Source organism: Geomicrobium sp. JCM 19039 (assembly GCF_000698145.1).
In the GTDB taxonomy this organism is placed as follows: Bacteria; Bacillota; Bacilli; order Bacillales; family Marinococcaceae; genus Geomicrobium_A.
Map to the genome: position 1 here is coordinate 1 of NZ_BAXB01000003.1, position 17,365 is coordinate 17,365.

Annotated in this window: 13 protein-coding genes and 1 pseudogene; 10 read left to right on the forward strand and 4 right to left on the reverse strand. The window is 41.5% G+C overall.

All coding sequences use genetic code 11. From position 1 onward, the window contains the following. Positions 1 to 939: 939 nt before the first annotated feature. Positions 940 to 2,838, forward strand: a complete 1,899-nt coding sequence (locus JCM19039_RS04150) for a PrkA family serine protein kinase (RefSeq protein ID WP_042424204.1) — start codon at positions 940 to 942, stop codon at positions 2,836 to 2,838. Between the two features lie 35 nt (positions 2,839 to 2,873). Here the strand turns inward: JCM19039_RS04150 and JCM19039_RS04155 are convergent, their stop codons facing one another. Continuing rightward, the gene (locus tag JCM19039_RS04155; RefSeq protein WP_042424206.1) at positions 2,874 to 3,653 is read right to left on the reverse strand and encodes an Ig-like domain-containing protein; all 780 of its coding nucleotides are present in this window, start codon (positions 3,651 to 3,653) and stop codon (positions 2,874 to 2,876) included. Between the two features lie 289 nt (positions 3,654 to 3,942). Here JCM19039_RS04155 and lepB point away from each other — a divergent pair, with 289 nt between their 5' ends. Continuing rightward, entirely contained in the window at positions 3,943 to 4,500 is a 558-nt protein-coding gene (lepB, locus tag JCM19039_RS04160; protein WP_042424208.1) for a signal peptidase I, read from the forward strand. Positions 4,501 to 4,726: 226 nt separating this feature from the next. Continuing rightward, positions 4,727 to 5,896 (forward strand): sporulation protein YhbH, encoded by a 1,170-nt coding sequence (yhbH, locus tag JCM19039_RS04165; protein WP_042424210.1) that lies wholly within the window; start codon positions 4,727 to 4,729, stop codon positions 5,894 to 5,896. A 90-nt stretch (positions 5,897 to 5,986) separates the two neighbouring features. Here the strand turns inward: yhbH and msrA are convergent, their stop codons facing one another. Next, entirely contained in the window at positions 5,987 to 6,517 is a 531-nt protein-coding gene (gene msrA / locus JCM19039_RS04170) for a peptide-methionine (S)-S-oxide reductase MsrA (RefSeq protein ID WP_042424213.1), read from the reverse strand. A gap of 108 nt (positions 6,518 to 6,625) precedes the next feature. On the opposite strand from msrA, the gene JCM19039_RS04175 reads away from it, so the two are divergent. From JCM19039_RS04175 to JCM19039_RS04185, 3 genes are read left to right on the forward strand one after another with little or no spacing between them, the layout of a single operon-like run. Then, a complete protein-coding gene (locus tag JCM19039_RS04175) occupies positions 6,626 to 8,083 on the forward strand; it encodes a phospholipase D family protein (protein ID WP_042424216.1) in 1,458 nt (485 codons plus the stop codon). Positions 8,084 to 8,101: 18 nt separating this feature from the next. Next, positions 8,102 to 9,841, forward strand: coding sequence for a phospho-sugar mutase (locus JCM19039_RS04180; RefSeq protein WP_042424219.1), 1,740 nt, complete (start codon positions 8,102 to 8,104; stop codon positions 9,839 to 9,841). Between the two features lie 39 nt (positions 9,842 to 9,880). After that, complete coding sequence (locus tag JCM19039_RS04185; RefSeq protein WP_042424222.1) at positions 9,881 to 10,687, forward strand: arylamine N-acetyltransferase; 807 nt, start codon at positions 9,881 to 9,883, stop codon at positions 10,685 to 10,687. Here the strand turns inward: JCM19039_RS04185 and JCM19039_RS04190 are convergent. Then, positions 10,684 to 10,962: an acylphosphatase gene (locus tag JCM19039_RS04190; protein WP_042424224.1), complete on the reverse strand. Its 279-nt coding sequence runs from the start codon at positions 10,960 to 10,962 to the stop codon at positions 10,684 to 10,686. The genes JCM19039_RS04185 and JCM19039_RS04190 overlap by 4 nt on opposite strands. A 121-nt stretch (positions 10,963 to 11,083) precedes the next feature. On the opposite strand from JCM19039_RS04190, the gene JCM19039_RS04195 reads away from it, so the two are divergent. Then, a complete protein-coding gene (locus JCM19039_RS04195; protein WP_042424228.1) occupies positions 11,084 to 12,481 on the forward strand; it encodes a SpoVR family protein in 1,398 nt (465 codons plus the stop codon). A 1,312-nt stretch (positions 12,482 to 13,793) separates the two neighbouring features. Here JCM19039_RS04195 and JCM19039_RS04200 read toward each other — a convergent pair. After that, on the reverse strand, positions 13,794 to 14,351 hold the full coding sequence (locus JCM19039_RS04200; RefSeq protein ID WP_042424231.1) for a LemA family protein: 558 nt from the start codon (positions 14,349 to 14,351) through the stop codon (positions 13,794 to 13,796). 274 nt (positions 14,352 to 14,625) lie between these two features. Between JCM19039_RS04200 and JCM19039_RS04205 the strand changes: the two genes are divergently transcribed. From JCM19039_RS04205 to JCM19039_RS04215, 3 genes and pseudogenes are all read left to right on the forward strand, one after another. Beyond that, positions 14,626 to 15,765: an acyl-CoA dehydrogenase family protein gene (locus JCM19039_RS04205; protein ID WP_042424234.1), complete on the forward strand. Its 1,140-nt coding sequence runs from the start codon at positions 14,626 to 14,628 to the stop codon at positions 15,763 to 15,765. Positions 15,766 to 15,802: 37 nt separating this feature from the next. Beyond that, a pseudogene (locus JCM19039_RS04210) lies at positions 15,803 to 17,139 on the forward strand (acetyl/propionyl/methylcrotonyl-CoA carboxylase subunit alpha). A 13-nt stretch (positions 17,140 to 17,152) separates the two neighbouring features. Continuing rightward, the gene (locus JCM19039_RS04215; RefSeq protein ID WP_042404189.1) at positions 17,153 to 17,365 is read left to right on the forward strand and encodes an acetyl-CoA carboxylase biotin carboxyl carrier protein subunit; all 213 of its coding nucleotides are present in this window, start codon (positions 17,153 to 17,155) and stop codon (positions 17,363 to 17,365) included.

The window sequence follows — 17,365 nt, forward strand, 5'->3', positions numbered from 1 at the left end:
GTTTGTTCCAACTTGCGTGCAAATTCCAGGCTGAATTGCTCCCGCCGGGGGCGAAACGAAACCGCACTCGGTTCGGCGCGGCTCGCGCCGATATCATGTGGCTACTTCAGGGCGAGGATGTACATGTGACCTTGTTATCTGTTACCGAGTTCACTCATTCTGTTACCTAGTTTATAAGAATACACCGCTTTTCCTGCGATTTTCTCCAAATTGAGAACAAGTTCAGTCCCAACTCGAACACAGTTTCCACTTTACAAAGCTTACCACTGGTTCTTGAAGAAATTCTTTGGTTCAACTTATATAGGTCACCAATCTCCTGAAAATCACCAAATGCCATCGATCTAAAGGAATATGTGAGCGAAATTCACCTTAGCCTCGGTATAGAGAAGATGCAAATGCAAGCTTCTTCGTATACTTGCATGTCCTGAGTTTTCTCTATAATTACTCGCTCAGCTGGATGCGTATGCGAGCATTCCTAATGGAGTGTCACTTCACGCCAATTACTGCAACATCAGGATATTATGCTGGAGTTGCGTATCGACGGAAGGCGAATGATTTTCTTATTTTACTGGTGGCTTTAAAGATTTTTTAAAATCGTTGCAAACGGGTATAGTAATTGCACACGATTGATTTAGAAAGGAGAGGACGATTAGTTGTTTAAAAGAATTTTTGCTTCAATTATTACGTCTGCAGGAATTTATGTCGTGAAACGTGCGGTTGATCGATGGATTATTAAAAAGCCTTAATAAGAGATATCCCTTGGATTATGAGTAGATGGTTATCACAAACTGACTCCTTGCATAGAATACAAACACACATGAAGATAAGCGGAACCGCTGAATGAGTCGGTCACGCTTGTTTTTCATTCTGAGTCGTATTCGGGGAGTTTGTCTTGGTGTTGATGACGCATTTTACTGATCCGAAAAGGGAGGACATTCGGTGGATATACTATCAAAGATGAAAGATTACCGGGATGAGCATGAGAAACTGAAGTGGGAAGGTACGTTTAGGGAATACTTGGAACTTCTGAAAGAGCGACCGGAAGTGGCGCAAACCGCACATTCAAGGTTATATAACATGATTAAGAGTCACGGAATTGAAGAAAATGAGAATGGCGAGAAGAGTTATACGTTCTTTAATGGTGCTATCTATGGGTTGGAAGACTCCATTGAGCGACTAACCGAAGAATACTTTCATTCAGCAGCAAGACGATTGGACGTACGCAAGCGTATTTTATTGTTAATGGGACCTGTGAGTGGTGGGAAGTCAACGATTGTTAATATGCTAAAAAGAGGGCTAGAACAGTACTCTTATACTGATGATGGAGCGGTTTATGCAATCAAAGGTTGTCCAATGCAGGAGGATCCTTTGCATCTCATTCCTCATCATTTGCGGGAAGACTTCAATGAAGAGTATGGCATTCGTGTAGAGGGAGCGCTTTCTCCTTTGAATACGATGCGCTTGGAAGAAGAGTACGACGGACGGGTTGAAGATGTAATGGTCGAGCGTATTTTCTTCTCAGAAGATAAGCGAACCGGGATTGGGACATTTAGTCCTTCTGACCCGAAATCGCAAGATATTGCTGATTTGACAGGCAGCATTGACTTTTCGACAATCGCTGAATATGGTTCTGAATCGGATCCGAGGGCTTATCGATTTGATGGTGAGTTAAATAAAGCGAACCGTGGTTTGATGGAATTCCAAGAGATGTTAAAGTGTGATGAAAAATTTCTATGGCACCTCTTATCGCTCACGCAAGAAGGGAATTTTAAAGCTGGACGGTTTGCGCTCATTAGTGCCGATGAATTAATTGTGGCTCATACAAATGAAGCGGAATACCGTACATTTATAAATAACAAGAAGAATGAAGCCCTTCATTCACGGATTATTGTCATGAATATCCCTTATAACTTAAAAGTATCCGAAGAAGAAAGAATATACGAGAAAATGATTAGTGAAAGTGACATGTCCCATGTACACATCGCGCCACACGCGCTGAGAACAGCGGCATACTTTACGGTATTAACACGATTAAAAGATTCCAAACACCAAGGAATTGACCTTGTGAAAAAGATGAAGCTTTATGACGGTGAAGTTGTGGAAGGTTTTAAAGAGCAAGATGTGGTTGAACTAAAAAAAGAACATCAAGATGAAGGTATGACAGGCATTGACCCACGGTATGTAATCAACCGCATTTCGTCAGCCATCATTCGCAAAAATACGCGATCGATTAATGCGCTCGATGTGTTAAGAGCGTTGAAAGATGGTCTAGCTCAACATGCATCCATCTCGAAAGAGGACCGTGAGCGTTATCAGGATTTCATTTCGGTTGCCCGGAAAGAGTACGATGAGATTGCGAAGAAAGAAGTACAAAAAGCTTTCGTCTATTCGTATGAAGAATCGGCAAAAACAATGATGAACAACTATTTAGATAATGTGGAAGCTTTTTGCAACAATCAAAAGATTTATGATCCAATTACAGGTGACGAACTCAACGCGGATGAGAAATTAATGAGGTCGATTGAAGAACAAATCGGTATTTCAGAAAATGCCAAAAAAGCATTTCGGGAAGAGATTTTGATTCGTATTTCCGCATATGCCCGCAAAGGATATAAATTTGACTACAATTCGCACGAAAGACTACGTGAAGCAATTCAAAAGAAATTGTTTGCAGATTTAAAAGATGTCGTGAAGATTACAACATCTGTCAGCACCCCAGATGAGTCGCAGCTAAAGAAAATCAACGAGGTGATTGCCAGACTTGTGGATGAACACGGCTACAATTCAACTTCAGCTAATGAGTTATTAAAGTATGTTGGAAGTTTATTAAATCGATAATAAAAAAGTGCCAGCAGATATCTGCTGGCACTTTTTTACATTTGGGTCAAACCATACTGGTGAGGGTAAGGCAGAAATGGGTGCAATGGTAAAAAGGATGAAGGAGTGGTTACTGGAGGTAACATCACTTCTTCTAGTTCGTCTTCATCGCTCTGCAATATAATATAGCTCCCGTCTTCACTTTCACTTAAGTGGATGGAGAACATATTGTCTCCTTCGCGATCGTCCTCAACAGAGCTGCGCTCGCCTTCAAATTGAAGAGCTTGTGTCTCTAACATGTTTGGCGGCAACCATTCATTAGCGGACTCATTATCATCTTGCACGTAAAAGGATTGCTTATATCCTTTTGTTAATTGTTCTCCAGACGTGTTTTCGATGCCGGCATCAATGTATAGATGGTACAACCGTCCGTCTTCATAACTGTCTGTTGGCGGTCGGATGTGCACTTCTGTTGGTGTATAAATAAATATGAAGTTTTGGACGAGCTCGTGTTCTTCATCTAATACATACAATAAATCATTACTAATGGCATCTTCTAGAAGCGGCTCCTCAAAGTTTAATTCAAAAGAATGATCTGGTTCAACGGTCACTGCTGGAAGGTGCTGGTAATAACGTTCTTCTGATTCTTCAACGAGGTTAATGACAGAATACTCCTCTGGCACGTTTGTAAATGCTTGAGGGTGGGACACAGTATCAAGCACTCCTGCCTCATTGTCTTCTGGGAAATCAAGTGTGTATAAAATGTACCATTGCTGATCTCTTTCAAAGCTGTCAACAATGGAAATACGATACCCGGTGTTTGGGTGCGGACCCAACTTAGTGTGACTGCCTCACCGTCTCGATCTAATTCGATTGTTGCTGGTTTCTCAGAACCCATATCGTGTAATTGTGTGCTATCATGAAGAAATGGTGATGAGAAAAGTGAGAATAGAAGCATCAATATGGAAAGGAACATTTGGTCACCTCAATGGTTACGCCTACTATATAGACGAAATTCCTTCTAGTAAAGTTACATACCTATACGTATTCTTTACAAAAATCTTGAAAAACGCAAGCGAATCATCAAAAAATGTGTAAAAAGTATGGTGAGTGGGAGGAGAAACAGTGAATACTGGTCTAACAAAAGAGATATGGGATTGGGTAAAGACGTTCGTTATTGTCATTCTCATCGTTTTAATTGTACGCACGTTTTTCTTTGCCAATTATATGGTGCATGGAGAATCGATGATGCCGACAATTGAAAGTGGAGAACGATTAATTATTAATAAAGTGGGATACCACATATCTGAGCCTGACCGATTTGACTTAATTGTATTTCATGCAGACGAAGAGAGTGATTACATTAAGCGAGTGATTGGCCTTCCAGGAGATCAAATAAGCTATCACAATGATACACTGTTTATCAACGATGAAGAAATTCCTGAAGATTACTTACATGAAGCCGTTGCAAGTGCCGAAGGCGGTCCTTTTACACGCGATTTTACGCTGAGTGAATTGAATCTTGGGGAAGAAGTCGTTCCAGATGACCAGCTGTTCGTGCTTGGAGATAATCGACGAAATAGTTTAGACAGCCGGCAGATTGGTTTTGTTTCTTATGATGATATTGTGGGCAAAGCGAATATTCGATATTGGCCAGTAAGCGATTTTTCTATTATACGTTAATGGTTCGCGCAAATGCGCGAGCCGTTTTTGTTCTATTCAGAAGAAATGACGATTAAAATAGTAAAATCAAAATTCAAAATGTCGATCTCTTGATTGAGTGACAATTCTTTCAATAAGCTGCATACGATGAGTGTAGTACGACGTGTCCGAAGCAGTGGGGACGTAACGACAAATTTACAAATCATCAGGTTCCTCAAGACCGATGGTTTTTCCGGGGGGTTTACTCATGAGTGATGAAAACCAAACGCCACCTTTTGTTGTTTCTGAAGAAAACTGGTCTCTTCACAGAAAAGGGTATTTGGACCAACGCAGACATGAAGAGAAAGTTAAAGATGCCATCAATCAAAACTTACCGGACTTGATTACGGATGAAAGTATTGTGATGTCAAATGGTCGTGATGTTGTACATGTGCCGATTCGATCATTAGATGAATACAAAATTCGATACAATGATGACAAGAAAAAGCATGTGGGCCAAGGGGATGGAGATAGTCAAGTCGGAGATGTGGTTGCACGCGCACCGGGCAAAGAAAAGGGGAAGGCTTCTGGCAAAGGAAATAAGCCAGGTGACACAGCGGGAGAAGATTACTATGAGGCAGAAATTTCCATAGCAGAACTTGAAGAAGCCTTGTTTCAACATTTGGAACTACCGAATTTGCAAAAGAAAGAGGAGGACCAACTTGTTGTAGAAGACATTGAATTTAATGATGTAAGAAAAAAAGGTTTGCTCGGCAACATTGATAAACGTAGAACCATTCTTACAGCGCTTAAACGAAATGCTATGGAAGGCAGGCCAGGAATTAATCCGATTTATCGTGATGATTTACGTTTTAAGACGTGGAATGAAGAAGAGAAGCGAGAGTCCAAAGCCATTATCATAGCGATGTTGGACACATCAGGCTCAATGGGAAAATGGGAAAAATATATGGCGAGAAGTTTTTTCTTTTGGATGACCCGATTTCTTCGTACGAAGTATGAAAGTGTAGAAATTGAATTTATCGCACATCATACCGAAGCGAAGGTCGTGGATGAAGAACATTTCTTCACAAAAGGAGAAAGTGGAGGGACGATTTGTTCATCCGCCTATGAGCTAGCGTTAAAGCGCATTGAAGACCATTATGATCCGAGAAGGTACAATATTTATCCATTTCATTTTTCTGATGGTGACAACTTGACCTCTGATAATAAACGGTGTTTGCACTTAATTGATCAGATTATGGAGAAAGCAAGTATGTTTGGGTACGGTGAGGTCAATGCCTACAGTCGCCACAGTACACTGATGAACGTTTACCAAAGCATTGATGACCCTAGATTCCGCCATTTTATTCTTAAAGAGAAGCAACACGTATTTCAAGCTTTGCAATGGTTCTTTAGTAATCAGGAAGCAAAAGTATAGCGGCAAGTTGAGTTTAACGTGCACGTCATACCTTGACTAATGGAATTGTAGGCGTAGAGATTATGTGAATATCTCTATGCCTACAATTCGTTACGTTGTATGCCAATAGTGTTCGATGAATTCGTCTCGCCCAGACGCTTTTCGATCCTCTTTATAGTACTCTGCATTTGTTTTATAAAACTGTTGATGTTCCTTTTCAGCTGGATAGAAAGGTCCAGCGGGCAATACTTTTGTGACGATGGGTTGTTTAAAGCGTCCACTCTTTTGCAGTTCTTGCTTGGATCGTTCTACTGCAAGTCTTTGCGATTCGCTATGATAGAAAATGGCTGTTCGGTATTGCGGACCTCGATCGTGAAATTGCCCATCAGCATCTGTAGGGTCAATTTGTGGCCAATATAAACGTAACAGCTCGTCTAAGGGAAACTTGGAAGGATCATACACAATTTCAACCGCTTCATAGTGTTCAGTCGTCCCTTGCTTCACCCGCTCGTAACTCGCATCAACGGAAGTGCCACCTGTATAACCTGAAGTCACCGCGATAATGCCAGCTAAATCTTCAAAAGGTTGGACCATACACCAAAAACAACCACCCGCAAAATAGATTCTTTCTGTATGACTCATTGAATCACCCCTTAACGATCTATTTATATTTTATCATGGACATTCGGTCAAACATAGACAGAAAGATCATGGTAAACTGAGGGTATGTGACTGAAGGAGGATATGACTATGGATCGTTTACGCAACAAGCCACTTAAAAGGTACACTGCTGGAAAAATATCCATTGCCTTCATTATTGTATACATTATTTTTATGGGATATGGCATATTCAAGCCGCTCCCAGAAGAACATTTGAGTTATAATAGTGGATTTGAGCCCGTACCAACCGCTGAAGTTTTATTTGATTATACATACGTAGATGGATCGGGCACAAGACAACAAGACCATGAGATTTTTGCAACTGTTGAGCAAATGATTCAAGAGGCAGAGGATTTTCTCGTTGTTGATATGTTTCTTTTCAATGATGAATATCCTTCAGAATTAGCTTTTCCTCCTTTGTCGAGCTGGTTGAGCGAACAGCTTATTACAAAAAAAACGACTGATCCAGATATAACGATTATTGCGATTACTGATCGAATTAACAGTTTTTATGGTAGTCGAACTCCAGAGCACTTGTCCTCGCTCGAAGAAGTAGGTATCGAGCTCGTATGGACGGATATGAGACAAATGCCAGATTCTAACCCAATTTATAGTGGGTTGTGGCGGGGGTTTATTCAATGGTTTGGTACACCCGAAGGAGGGTGGCTTCCAAGCCCATTTAGTTCGGAAGCAGAACGAGTAACGGTTCGTTCTTATTTAGATTTACTCAATTCAAAAGCGAACCACCGTAAAGTTATACTGAACGAACGTAGTGGTCTAGTTACCTCTGCGAATGCGCACGATGCTAGTGCAAACCATTCAAATGTTGCTTTTTATATTGAAGGTCCCCTCGTTCAACATCTACTTGATACTGAAACTGCTGTAGCAGAGATGTCAGGGTCAGGTGGAGCCTTTACTGGATTAGAAACCAATGTCGATCATGTGGAACAAATCGATGCGAGTCTTCAAGGCAAGGTGGTTACCGAGGGTGCGATTAAAGAAGAAATTCTAAAATCAATTGATGAAGCGAATGGTGGAACAGAAATTTGGCTGGGACTTTTTTATTTGTCAGACCGAGACGTTATCGAAAGACTAAAAGCTGCCGCTGATCGACAAGCGAGCATACGCCTTATTCTTGACGCAAATGGAGAAGCATTTGGTCATGAAAAAAATGGTGTTCCTAATCGACCAGTTGCGTATGAATTGGAACAGCACTCGTCCAATATTGAGGTGAGATGGTACAATACGTTAGGTGAACAATACCACACAAAGATGCTTTATATGACCGATGGTAGCACGGCTATAGTGAATGGTGGTTCCGCAAATTTCACGAGACGGAATTTAGATGATTTGAACTTGGAAACCAATCTTTTATTTGCTGCTTCTGCAGAGGAACCATTCATGCAATCTGTAGATGACTACTTCAACAAACTATGGGCATCAGAACAAGCCGATTATACAAATGACTTTACAGAGTACGAAGAAGGACAGACTTGGAAGTATTGGTTATATAGAATTCAAGAGCGAACAGGATTATCGGCTTTTTAAGCGATGGGGGAGGAAATGATGAAAGAGATCATTAAACATTGGACAGAGAAATTGAACCAGAATGATCCACTAAAATTAGAATTGGAGCGACTACAAACCCTTGACGACACGTCTAAGCTGCAGGAAAGTTTTTATCAGTCGCTCGCTTTTGGTACAGGTGGAATGAGAGGGGAAATAGGGGTCGGTCCTAATCGAATGAACCGTTTTACAGTAAGAAAAGCGGCAAGAGGGCTCTCGCAATACTTAGACGGGCAAGAAGGGAAGACGAAAACGGTCGTCATTGCGTACGATTCTAGACATATGTCAAAAGACTTTGCGATGGAAGCAGCGATTACGCTCGTTTATTCTGGTTACACTGTGGAAGTGTTTGAACAACTCGCACCAACCCCGATCCTTTCTTTTGCTGTTCGCGAACGCCAAGCCATAGCGGGCATTATGATTACTGCAAGCCACAATCCGCCACAATATAACGGCATAAAGATCTATAATCGTGATGGCGCACAACTGCCACCTGAAGCGTCGGATGAGTTGATCAAGTTTGTTAATCAAATTGAAGATGAACTAAGCATTCCGACGGCTGATGAGGACAAAGCAATTGAAAATGGTTCACTGAAGATGATAGGTGACGAAGTGAGCAATCGTTATCAAGAAGAACTTTCGAAACTTCTACACCATCCTAAGCTGGGACAGTCGCAAGGCAAAGATGTGACTGTCGTATTTACGCCTTTACACGGAACAGCGCATCGTCCTGTGCTAGATGCGTTCCATAGAAACGGATATACAAATGTGCACGTTGTTGAAGAACAAGCGGAGCCAGATCCGCAATTTTCAACGGTATCTTTGCCAAACCCTGAAGAAGAAGAAGCATTTGAGCTCGCTGCAAAACGAGGTCAACAAGTAGATGCAGATTTGTTAGTTGCAACAGATCCTGACGCTGATCGTGTTGGCATTGCTGTTCGAGATAAAAGCGAGCCGAATGGCTATCGACTTTTAACTGGAAATGAAACGGGTTTATTACTTTTGCATTATGTGCTGGAAGAAACGGCAAAACAAAGGCCATTAACGCAGAATGATATCATTTTAAAGACGATAGTAACTTCAGAGAGCGGAAGACAGTTAGCAGAGCATTACGGCGCAAATTGCGAAGATACATTGACGGGCTTCAAATTTATTGCAGAGAAAATCAAAGCGTACGAGTCGACGGACAAAACATTTTTGTTTGGTTATGAAGAGTCATATGGCTATTTAGCTGGTTCTTTCGTTCGTGACAAAGACGCTGTGCAGATTGCATTAATCGTTGCTGAACTTGCCCTCGTTGCACAATCAGAAGGTCAAAACTTAAAAGAGCGGTTAAATAGGCTATATGAGCAGTTTGGCTATTTCAAAGAAAAGACAAACAGCATTGAGCTGACGGGTCAAGCAGGGCAAAAGAAAATTGAGGGTTTGCTCCAGCATTATCGGCACGCGCCTCCTAAGGAATTTGCAGGAAGAAAGATTGTTCAGATTGAAGATTATGATTCGGGCAGACGAACCGATGTGTCAAAGGGAACATATTCAGGCATTGCATTACCAAAATCAAACGTTCTAAAATACTTTTTAGAGGATGACTCTTGGGTATGCATACGCCCTTCAGGTACAGAGCCAAAAGTGAAGATTTACACAGGTGCTCAAGCTAGAACGAACCACCTTGTTCAAGAGGCACTGGAAGACATTAGCCAGGCGGTCATGAACGATGTAAACGACCAACTTTCGGAATAAAAGAGTCGTATGCGGTGTAATGAATGGATGGTGAACAGTATGGCGTGGGTACATCGGTATCTTTCCTATTTACAGATTCCTTTAAGAGAGCCTTCGTTGGTATACTTAAAACAATTGTTAAAAGCACATCGACATGTGTTCCCATTTGAAAACGTGAGTAAATTACATTGGGACAAGTATGCCAAAAATCGCTTAATTCGCGTGGAGGATTTTCTCAATCGATTTGAATCTTTCCAAACAGGCGGGACGTGTTTTACGTTAAACATTCAGTTCGCAAGACTGTTAAAAGCGATTGGTTTTCGCGTGCAATACATATTGCCAGGAGGGGACCATCTAGCACTACTTGTTACATTGAACGAAGAGAAAAACCTTTGGTATGTGGATGCGGGAACACCAACACCAATGTTAGCTCCCGTCTCCCTAACGAACGGGGAAAAGCAAACACCGATTTTCGCAGGAGAACGGGTGATTGTTAAAAAGACCTCAGGCAATGGGAGGTACGAGTATGTTCGTTCAATTGGAGGAAGACAAGTGAGTAAACCGCTCCCGTTTCAAATAAATGTTCGCAACACGTTAGATGATCTCATAGATCCAATAAAGGCGTCGTTTCAAACGGATGCACCGTATATGACCCAACTACGCATTGATAAGTGGTGCAACCACCGGCAAATCATGATCTCCCTTAAAAACGATCGTCTCACATTGCGAAACAGAAATGGCGGCAAAACAGAGCGGCAAATTAAATCACTGGCCGATTTGCAAGAAGTGATGCAAAACGTATTTTATTTACCTAAATTACCGGTAAATCGAGCCGTTGAGACCTTACAACATTTGCAAATACGCTAGTCGTAGCGAATCGAAAACGTTTGGTTATGATCAATCTCGTCCGTTTCTTGGCTCGTTAGTTCTTGAATTTCAGAGAAACCGTTCCCTTGTTTAATTCGAGTAACCCACTCTGTAACCTTTTCATTTGTGCCTTCTACTTCAATGTCCACAGCACCATCATTGCGGTTTCTTACCGAGCCGTAAAGGTGGTGTTTTTTCGCTTCCTCGTAGACAAATTGTCGAAACCCGACCCCTTGAACGCGGCCACTAGCGACCATCTGTTTTTTTATGTTCATGTTTATAGCCTCCTTTGTTCTTCCTTTTCCTCATCAATTAGCAGATAAAACATCGCCATCCATTCATCACTTAGCGACTTTCACATATAATTAATAGAAGTATGGAATGGAGGGAGCGGGAATGTCTGTTGAGGAACACCGCTTGTTAGAGAAGAGAATTGAAGAAATTACAGAAATCGCAGAAGGATTTGGTCTAGATTTTTATCCGATGCGTTATGAAATATGTCCAGCCGATATTATCTATACATTTGGTGCATACGGAATGCCAACTCGGTTTTCACATTGGAGCTTTGGAAAGCAATTCCACAAAATGAAAGTTCAATATGATCTAGGTTTGAGTAAGATTTATGAGCTTGTCATTAACTCAGACCCTTGTTATGCGTTTTTACTGAATAATAACAGTCTCATTCAAAATGAACTCATTGTTGCCCATGTGCTCGGGCATTGTGATTTTTTTAAGAATAATTGTCGATTTCAAGGTACGAGGAAAGACATGGTTGAAAGTATGAGTGCAACTGCTGAGCGAATATTTCACTATGAACGAGTGCACGGTAAAAAAGAGGTCGAAGAATTTCTAGACGCAATTTTAGCTGTGCAAGAACATGTTGATCCGTATCGACTTCCACAGAGTAAGGATGAAGGAACGAGTGTTGCCGAAAAGAAAAAATCAACCCCATACGATGATCTTTGGGACGTAGATAGAGACGTTACGCACTCTGGAGTGAAAAAGAAGAAAAAAACGTTCCCAGAACAGCCTGAAAAAGACGTGCTGCTTTTCATTGAAGAACATAGCACGGAGCTTGAAGACTGGCAACGCGACATTTTAACGATGATGAGAGAAGAAATGTTATATTTCTGGCCGCAGCTTGAGACGAAAATTATGAATGAAGGCTGGGCATCGTATTGGCACGCTCGGATTATGCGGGAAATGGACTTGACGTTTTCTGAATCCATTGAATTCGCGAAGCTAAATGCAAGTGTCGTTGTACCTTCGAAAACATCAATCAATCCATATTATTTGGGTTTGAAGATCTTTGAAGACATTGAAGAGCGGTATGACCATCCAAATGAGGATTTAAAGAGAATTGGAGTGAAAGAAGGCAGTGGCAGGGAGAAAATCTTCGAAGTTCGCGAATTAGAGTCAGATGCATCGTTTCTTCGCAATTATCTTACGAAGGATTTGGTTGATCGTGAAGATATGTACGTATTTGGAAAAAAAGGAAAACAGTATGAAGTTACTGACAAAGATTGGACGCACGTTCGGGATGAACTCGTCGCTTCGAGAGTTAACGGTGGATTTCCCTATTTAACAGTAACCGATGGAAATTATTTACGAGCTGGTGAATTGTATATCACTCATCAATATGAGGGAAATGAACTAGACGTTAAAGACTTAGAACGAACCATCCCTTATTTGTATGTGTTGTGGGGCAGACCCGTACACATTGAAACAACATGTTCCGAGAAACAGACCGTTTTTACGTTTGATGGACGGCGAATTCATCGGAAAACGAAATAGTTATGCGAGACCACCTTCTGCCGAAGAAGCTCACTGAAAAAAGGAAATAGAAAAATGTATAACAGTATTTCTTTTGTTATAAATAGAAAATCCTTCATAGACACGGTCTATATCACTGAAAAATAGCGTCCCGTTCTTATATTAATGAATTGAACAACACTTCATTTATTCGTTAACACAAAGGATGTGGGCTTAAAATTAGGTAGTGATCCGCAAGGGTTGCGGGCAACACGGAAAACGTATGCCGAAAGGTAAAAAGACGTGACCGATGGTCACCACCTGGCACCAGCATGTGATGACCTGTCACGTATGTGACTATCCAGCCTTTAAACCGGGCACTTTCGGCCCTCAACGGTCACATATATCGCGATATGTGACCGTTGACTCCGTTTATGTGCGCATCCACGTTTAAAATGATGATTTTTCTTTCTCAAATGTCACGTAAATGAATATATAGGGCATTTGAACTTCTTTCCACACTCTAACCAGTAGGCAGAAACGTGAACCGTGTCGTCCTTATGCTCTGGAGTACATAGAAAATACGGTGGGCGTCGTTTGATCACAGATGTTGCAGTTGTAGTCTGGACTAAAAGCATCCGCCTGAAGTGGAAAGCAACTCCCAACAGCGCAAATCAGGAATATCTTACGTTCATTATATATTTCGGCTAAAATCTTACATAGGTCATTCTATGGTAAGATTTTCGTCCCATGGCCCGCGTCAATGCTCAGTCAACGGATGTGGCAAGTTTATGTGGTGTGTTATCGAATTAGCTTCATTAGCTGCTACTAATTTCCATTGTAAATCCCGATCTTGTAGCTGAATGAATCACTTTAATTTAACTCGTGTAGATCGCTCGCTGTATTCCAATAAAATCCAGATCAGTCCAGGAGCAAATCTCGGAAGATTAATCACTACACTCATCTAAACATGAAATTGTAATGTTAAAACGGGATGTCCCATAGAAGGTCGTACGATTTTATGCGGTCTCGACATGATCTATGGTGGGATAATTTAGGATCGCAACGCTACATGGTAATGAAATCCCCACTTAGACCGAATTCAATCGGACGCGTTAACGAGTAGCTTAGAGAGTCGTTCGCTTTTTCTATGGCCTCAAGGAGAGGTGACGTTTACATAAAAAAGGACGACCATAAAATGGTCGCCAAGGTCAAAAAATACACGCATCAAGAAGGTAATGCAAAGTAAGCAGGGTAAAACTCGATCAAACGTTGAAACGAGAAAAACCCCGTCGGCGTTAATATAGCATATAAAAATCCAATATTCCACAATTCTTAATAAAATTGTAATCAATTAATTTGAAGGAGCTTGATCTTTCGTCTCCCATTTCTTCACAGAATCATCTAGCAAATATTGTGATTCAAAGTGGTGAATGCCAGCGACATATTTAGTCGGGACTGTCGTAATGCTCTTATTGTAGCGCTTGACAGAAGCATCATATGCTTGGCTAGAAGAAGCTACAAGTGTAAGTGTTGATTGAAGGTCAGTTTCCATTTCTTGGAGAGCTTGTTCGTTCTCTGCAAGTTCAATGCTGTCAAAAATTTCCTCCAACCGTTCATGAACAATGGCATACGCATGCAGCTGTTCGCTACGCCCCAACATTGGATTGTGCATATCATCAATATGTCTTTGAATTGTTTGAGATGTGCCAGGTGCAAGCTTTCCATCGGTATCTAAAGAAATGAGGTATTCACTTGATAAACGATCAAGACGGTGAAGAAGATGCGATAACCTCCGCCATCTTGTTTCCATTTTCTTAACAAATTTAAGCAATACGTAATATCCACTAAACCATAACAATAAAGTGACAACAATGATTGATCCAAGAATCATCGGGAATACCAAATCCAAATTGTTCAGTCCTCCCCTCCATAAAATGCAACAGATTACTAATAGTATAGCATAGATGATACCACCACAAGATACTCATTTATATGATCCCCCGTTTACTGAAATTCCACCGAGTGAGAAACCGGTAATTGGAGCGAATCTCACCATCTAAATATTAAGAAAAATCGGTAGACGATTGCCGGGTGTTGTAGTAATCTAGTTGTAAGCGTTTACGTTTGTGTGCCGATTGAGCGCTTGCTCAGTTGAATTCCTGAAGTGAAGTGAGGCGATCAAATTGAATTTCGAACTAACGAAAGAGCAACGGATGGTTCGTGATATGGTGAAAGATTTTGCCGCTAGTGAGATAGCACCAAAAGCGATTGATGTTGACCGTACAGGCCGATTTCCAGAAGAAACTTTTAAGAAGATGGGAGACCTTGGTCTTTTAGGGTTGCCGATTCCAGAGCAATATGGAGGTGCCGGAGCCGATACGGTTTCTTATGCGATTGCGGTTGAAGAAGTAGGAAATGCTTGTGGAGGAACGGGACTCAGCTATGCAGCATCGGTTTCTTTAGGAGCGAGTCCGCTGTTGAACTTTGGTAACGAACAACAAAAACAAGACTTTCTTGTCCCAATATGCACCGGTGAATCGCTAGGGTCTTTTGGTTTAACAGAACCGAATGCTGGCAGTGATGCAGGTGGCACAAAAACAACAGCGGTCCTCGATGGTGAAGAGTATGTGATTAATGGCGAGAAATGTTGGATTACGAATGCTGCTTATGCGAAAGCAGTGATTATCACAGCCGTTTCAGGTAAGAAAGACAACGGTCGAAACAATATTTCGGCGTTTATCGTTCCGACACACCTCGATGGATTTACAATAACAAGTCCTTATGAAAAGATGGGTGTAAGAGGATCAAATACGACAGAGCTCATTCTAACAGACGTCCGCATTCCTAAAGAAAATATATTAGGTGACCCAGAAAAAGGGTTTGGACAGTTTTTGCATACGTTAGACGGAGGCAGGATTTCGATTGGAGCGTTAGCAGTAGGAATCGCACAAGCAGCATATGATCGTGCTCGAGAGTATGCGAAGCAAAGAAAGCAATTTGGTAAAAATATTGGTTCTTTTCAATCGATTCAATTTAAACTTGCAGATATGGCAATGGAGATTGAACTGGCAAGAACGATGGTTCACAAAGCAGCTTGGTTAAAAGACGCGAAGAAACCTTTCAAGAAAGAAGCAGCATTTGCCAAATTGTACGCATCAGAAATGGCTACACGAGTTTGCAACCAATCCATTCAAATTCATGGTGGTTCTGGATATATGCAAGAATATGAAGTCGAACGTATGCTCAGAGATGCGAAACTAATGGAAATTGGAGAAGGGACTTCAGAAATTCAGCGACTTGTCATTAGCAGAGAGATTGGCTAACGCACGATGAGTACAGAATTTAAAAAGGGTGGTCAGTATGCTAAAAACGGTACTTGTTGCGAATCGAGGAGAAATTGCTTGCAGAATCATTAAGTCGTTAAAGGAAATGAATATACGATCGGTAGCCGTCTATTCTGAAGCCGATCAAGAGAGTTTGCACGTGAAAATGGCGCATGAAGCGTACCATATCGGACCTGCAAATGCGAAAGAGAGTTACTTAAACATCGAGAAAATTCTAGAAGTTGCCCGAGGTGCTAACGTCGACGCCATTCACCCTGGATACGGATTTTTATCAGAAAACCCTAAATTTGCAAGGGCATGTCATGATAACGAAATCATCTTTATCGGACCGAGTGCACACGTCATTGAGAAAATGGGCGATAAAGTGTCAGCGCGACGCACAATGGAAGAAGCGGGTGTGCCTGTACTTCCTGGTAACCACTATGTATCCTCAGCAGATGAAGCGGTCGAACTTGGTGCAGCAATTGGCTACCCACTTATGGTAAAAGCCGCTGCAGGTGGGGGTGGTATTGGCATGGAGCTTGTGCATAACGATGAAGAATTGAGAAAAGCGTTTAGTAGCAATCAACGTCGGGCTTCCAATTATTTTGGATCTGGAACGTTGTATTTAGAAAAAGCACTAACTGCACCGCGTCACATTGAAGTACAAGTGTTGAGCGATACGTATGGCAATCACATCCATCTTGCGAACGGGATTGTTCCATCCAACGTAGACATCAGAAGGTGATTGAAGAATCACCAGCCGAAGGTCTGCCCGAAGAAACGAAAGAAAAAATGAGAGCTGCAGCTATAAAAGCAGTACAGGCGTTAAATTACGAAAATGCCGGCACGTTGGAGTTTCTCGTGGAAGACGGAGAATTTTATTTTTTGGAAATGAACACACGACTACAAGTTGAACACCCGGTAACAGAAGCGGTTACAGGTATCGATATTGTACGAGAGCAAATTCGAATTGCTAGTGGAGAAAAGCTTAGCTTTGAACAGTCGGATGTATCCTTTCACGGACATAGTATGGAGTGCCGTGTATACGCAGAAGATCCCGTCACCTTTTTTCCATCGCCAGGTACAATCACAACATTGCATATGCCTAATGATATTCGTGTGGATACTGCGATTGAAGAAGGTACAGAAGTGACACCGTTTTATGATCCGATGGTGGCAAAGATGGTCGTTTACGGCAATGATCGAGAAGACGCGATTAAAAAACTGCAAAACGCAATCGATAACACAGTCATTGAAGGTATTAAGACGAATTTACCTTTTGTTCAACAAGTGCTTTCTCACGAAGCATTCACTTCATTTAATTTCACAACAAATTTCGTAAAAGAACACATTCAACCTGTATCTAAATAAGGAGTGTTAAGAGATGGCAAACATTCAAGCATCGATGGCTGGGAATTTATGGAAAGTTCTAAAAGGTGAGGGAGACCTTGTGGAAGCGGGAGAAGAAGTTGCGATTTTGGAATCGATGAAAATGGAAATTCCAATTCAATCAGAGCAGGCAGGAACGATTAAAGCCGTGCTCAAGCAAGAAGGAGAATTCGTAAACGAAGGAGATCAATTGTTTGAAATTGAGTAA

What these genes read in the sequence shown, in the direction of transcription:
- yhbH (WP_042424210.1), top strand. Translation starts at nt 4,727, where the DNA reads ATGAGTGATGAAAACCAAACGCCACCTTTTGTTGTTTCTGAAGAAAAC.
- msrA (WP_042424213.1), bottom strand. Translation starts at nt 6,517, where the DNA reads ATGAGTCATACAGAAAGAATCTATTTTGCGGGTGGTTGTTTTTGGTGT.
- JCM19039_RS04175 (WP_042424216.1), top strand. Translation starts at nt 6,626, where the DNA reads ATGGATCGTTTACGCAACAAGCCACTTAAAAGGTACACTGCTGGAAAA.
- JCM19039_RS04180 (WP_042424219.1), top strand. Translation starts at nt 8,102, where the DNA reads ATGAAAGAGATCATTAAACATTGGACAGAGAAATTGAACCAGAATGAT.
- JCM19039_RS04185 (WP_042424222.1), top strand. Translation starts at nt 9,881, where the DNA reads ATGGCGTGGGTACATCGGTATCTTTCCTATTTACAGATTCCTTTAAGA.
- JCM19039_RS04190 (WP_042424224.1), bottom strand. Translation starts at nt 10,962, where the DNA reads ATGAACATAAAAAAACAGATGGTCGCTAGTGGCCGCGTTCAAGGGGTC.
- JCM19039_RS04195 (WP_042424228.1), top strand. Translation starts at nt 11,084, where the DNA reads ATGTCTGTTGAGGAACACCGCTTGTTAGAGAAGAGAATTGAAGAAATT.
- JCM19039_RS04215 (WP_042404189.1), top strand. Translation starts at nt 17,153, where the DNA reads ATGGCAAACATTCAAGCATCGATGGCTGGGAATTTATGGAAAGTTCTA.